Below are 3,863 nucleotides of genomic sequence, written 5' to 3'. Positions count from 1 at the left end.
GACCTGAGGCTTCATGGCCCAAAAAGCAACATGACGCAGGAATTTGTGGAAAAAGCTGCAAAAACAAAACCTTATGCCATGCTATGCGAAGGCACCAGGATGGGAAGCGAACAGGAGCACAATTACACTGAAGTGGAAGTGGAAGCCAAGGTTGACGGCATCATAAAGGCGTCAAAAGGCATTGTTTTCGGCTATTTCTCAATGTCAAACATCGACAGGTTCATGTCCTTCTATCGGGCAACCCTGAAAAACAAGCGAAAACTTGTCATAGACACCAAGTTCGCCTTTGTGCTGGACAGCCTGAAAGAGAAGGTTCCTGACCTGCCCGACATAATGACTGACAACAATATCCATGTATATTTCAGGCTTTCAAAAAGCGGCACTTACGATGAGAAGGACTACTATCTTTACGAGCGTAAATTCATGCCGAAGATGATTACGTTTGATGAAGTTTCAAAGAACCAGAAGAAATTCATCATGCACATGAGCTTCAACAAGCTTATGGAGCTGATCTATATCCGGCCAAAGAATGCCGATTACATATACTCTTCGTCCGAGCACTTTCTTGAAGGAGAAGAAAACGAGGCTGAAAGGACGGTGCTTGAGAACTGGATGAAGCACTTTGGGGTGACTTTCCACAAGGCGCACTGCTCGGGCCATGCAAGCAAGGAGGATTTGGCAGACCTCATAAAGGCGATTAGCCCGAAGCTCCTAATCCCTATTCATACTGAGAAGGCTGAGGATTTCAAGAAGCTGCACATGAACGTGAGGATACCGGGAATTGGAAAGACGATGGAGATTTGAATCCTTAAATGAGTTGATTTGATAATATGCTAAAATTGAACTCTTCTAGGCTCTCACTTCAAACCACAAGCCCTTCAACCCACTTCCCCTAAACAATCAATTCCCTCAACCCGTCTTCCAATCTCGCTCTCGTCTCAAATCCCAATTTTCCTTAGCCCATGTTTCTAGCCCTATCCTCTTTCAAACAACAAGCTCTTTTAGCCCCTCTTCCAGTCTCACTCTCGCTTCAAACTCTAATCGCCCTCAATCCATCCTCAAGCTTCATCTTGGCCTCAAACCAATTCCTTCAATCCTTCCCCCAACTTTACCGTTGCCTCAAACCCAATCTCCCTTCTTGCCGCGCTCACTTCGGCCACGCTTTTTGCTATATCCCCTTTCTGGGTGGGGGCAAATTCAACCCCAAGTTTTTTTCCTGACACAAGCACCATTTTTTTTGCAAGCTCAAGTATGCTTGTCTCAATGCCAGTGCCGATGTTGTATGCCTTGCCGTATATTCCACTGCCATATGCCTTGCCGTATACTCCGCTGCCAGATGCTCCTTTCTCCGTAATTTTTTTCGTATTTTTTTGTTCAATGCACGCCAAAAAAGCATCAACAACATCGCTTATATGCACAAAGTCGCGAGTGTTTGAGCCATCGCCAAAAACAATCGGCGGCTTTCCATCCTTAATTTTCTGAGCAAATTTCGTTATCACGCCAGAATAAGGAGAAGCAGGGTCCTGGCCCACTCCATAGACATTGAAAAGCCTGAGCCTGACTGTCTTCAAGCCATGCTGCTCAAAATACTTGCCGCAAAGCTCGTCTGCCGCAAGCTTGGACATGCCATAAGGGGAAAGGGGCGACTTAGGGTGCTTTTCATCAACAGGCAAATATTTCGGGTGCCCGTAAATTGCTGCAGAGGAGGCATAGACAAACACGCCAACATCATTCTTTCTTGCAGCCTCAAGCATGTTCTTTGTTCCCAAATAATTAGTTTCCCAGTCAAGTGTTGGCTCCTGCAGGGATTTTTGCACACTTGTCTGGGCCGCAAGGTGAATTATCGCACTTGCGCCTTTTGTGCATTCAAGCATCCTGGCAGCATCCCTCACATCTGCCTTGATATGCTTGCAAAAAGCCAAATCACCGGCTTTTGGCTCCCTGATATCTATGTTTAATGGCGCCTGCCCTGTTGTCTCAAATAGTTTTTTGCACAGGTGAGCTCCTATAAAGCCGCTTGCCCCAGTCACAACAACTGCCATTGCATCCACCAAATTTTTCAGCCTGCACGACAAGTTTTTGGAATTCCATCAAGCTTTGCGCCCTATAGTTTTTTTTCAAATGCCAAGCGGCTTTGCAGGCCCAAGTAAAATCAGCGTTGCGGCAATCCCGACAATGATTTCAAGGCAAACTAGCACTGCCACAAGCCCCTTTTCGCTAATCCCGTTTGCAGATTTCATCACAAGCTGGCACAGGCCTCTAACTTTTCCCTCAACCGGGTAAAGCTTGCCGTTTTTCAGCTCGCCCCACCAGTTTTTTGACGGGAATCGATTATACGCTTTTATGAAAAAATCAATCACATAGGGCACAACAAGCATTGCGCCAAGCGTTTGAAAGCCGCCAACGATTACGGCAACCGCAAGCACGCAGCCAATGGAAAGCGTTCCAATGTCGCCCATGAAAATCTTTGCAGGATATTTGTTGTAGTACAAGAATGCCAGCAGGGCGCCAAGCATTGGCACTGTGAAAAAAAGCATTATTGTCACTCCTTTAATATATGCAATTACACTTGCAAAAAAGAAAACGGCAATCCCCATTCCTGCCTCAAGCCCGTTAAAGCCTGCAAGCATGTTTGTCAGGTTTGAGGCGACAGCTATGCCAATCGGTATCAAAATAAGTGGGTAAAGTATGCCAAAGTCAATTGCGCCAACAAATGGAATCGAAATTATCCTGCTTGAGTCAATGGTTGCTGCAACAAGGGGTATTGAGGCTGCAAGGGGCAAAAACGCCTTTGTGTGCTGGGCCATGTCAAACAGGTCGTCATAAACGCCTATAAGCGCAATAATCAGCGCTGTTGCAAGCCCCGCATAGACATAGGTTGACTCAAAGGGAAGCTGGAAAAGTATGTGCAGGGCAATACTTGTTATCACCCCGACAACAAATCCCATGACAATTGTTATGCCTCCCATTTCAGGTATCTCGATTTTATTTCCGGCTCCTTTGTTAATGTCAACGCCGGTTATCTTTGCCATCTCAAGCTTTCGTGCGACTTTTGGCACAGAGTACAAGGTAACAAGTACGCTTGCCACAAAGGAAACTGCAAATATCATTGTGCTATCCAATTTCAAACACCCTTACATCCCCAAACTCGCCAACAAGTCTTGCGCCTTGGATTTTTCCAAAAAACAGCTTGAAAAGATTTGTATTATGGCTTGTCACAGGCCAGACAATCAGATTCGACCCGTCCTGGTATGCCATTTTCGAATTGAGCACCAAAAGCTCAGAGTATGGTATTTGCGCAGCCGCCTGGCCATTCGGGCCGACAAGGACTGAATCCTGGACAAGAAACTTTCCTTCCTGCTCAATGGGCCTTACAAGCACAGTCCCGTCAAAGCCTGCAAAGTATGCAAGCGCCTGGCCCTGGGCATCTGTCGTGTTTCCTATGTACCTGTATGCCCTTGCCCTTACAGCCTGGCCGCCGCTTGCGGATATTTTTTCCGGGCTTGCAAAAAGCCTGCCGCTGACTATAACATATTTTACGCCGCTTTTTTCAAGCTGCCCTTCAGTCACGTTCTCGCTTAGAAAACTTGCAAGGGGCTGCGTGTCTTCAGCTATCCTGCCGCCTGCATAAAACTTTGCAAACCCGTTGTTCTCAATCAAGGCTATTTTCCCTTCCTTTCCTGCAACTGACTCAAGTGCCTGCTTGAAGTACTGGCTTGGCGCCTCAAAGTCAGCCTGCGGGTAAGCCTTCTGCGCGCCTTGCTTGTTGTATGCAAACTGAGCACTTGCGCTAATGGCAACAAATGCAATGACCATTATCCCAATAATCGCGGCTTTCCGTGGCTGCTCCTTGTAAACATATG

The 3,863-nt window shown here is 46.7% G+C and carries 3 protein-coding genes; 1 reads left to right on the top strand and 2 read right to left on the bottom strand.

Going from position 1 to position 3,863, the window contains the following annotated elements; all coding sequences use genetic code 11:
* Positions 1-804 (top strand): hypothetical protein (locus tag FJZ26_04795; protein MBM3229723.1); only part of this gene is annotated, 804 nt, incomplete at its 5' end.
* Positions 805-1,076: 272 nt separating this feature from the next.
* Here the strand turns inward: FJZ26_04795 and FJZ26_04790 are convergent.
* On the bottom strand, positions 1,077-2,042 hold the full coding sequence (locus FJZ26_04790; protein ID MBM3229722.1) for an NAD-dependent epimerase/dehydratase family protein: 966 nt from the start codon (positions 2,040-2,042) through the stop codon (positions 1,077-1,079).
* Positions 2,043-2,117: 75 nt separating this feature from the next.
* On the bottom strand, positions 2,118-3,122 hold the full coding sequence (locus FJZ26_04785; protein MBM3229721.1) for a hypothetical protein: 1,005 nt from the start codon (positions 3,120-3,122) through the stop codon (positions 2,118-2,120).
* Positions 3,123-3,863 lie beyond the last annotated feature (741 nt).

Source organism: Candidatus Parvarchaeota archaeon, assembly GCA_016866895.1.
Taxonomy (GTDB): domain Archaea; phylum Micrarchaeota; class Micrarchaeia; order Anstonellales; family VGKX01; genus VGKX01.
Note: the sequence above shows the minus strand (reverse complement) of the source record. Positions and strands in the feature narration are given on the sequence as shown.

Bases quoted from the DNA above. Each gene is read 5' to 3' on its own strand.
- FJZ26_04790 (MBM3229722.1), bottom strand. From the start codon at position 2,042: ATGGCAGTTGTTGTGACTGGGGCAAGCGGCTTTATAGGAGCTCACCTG.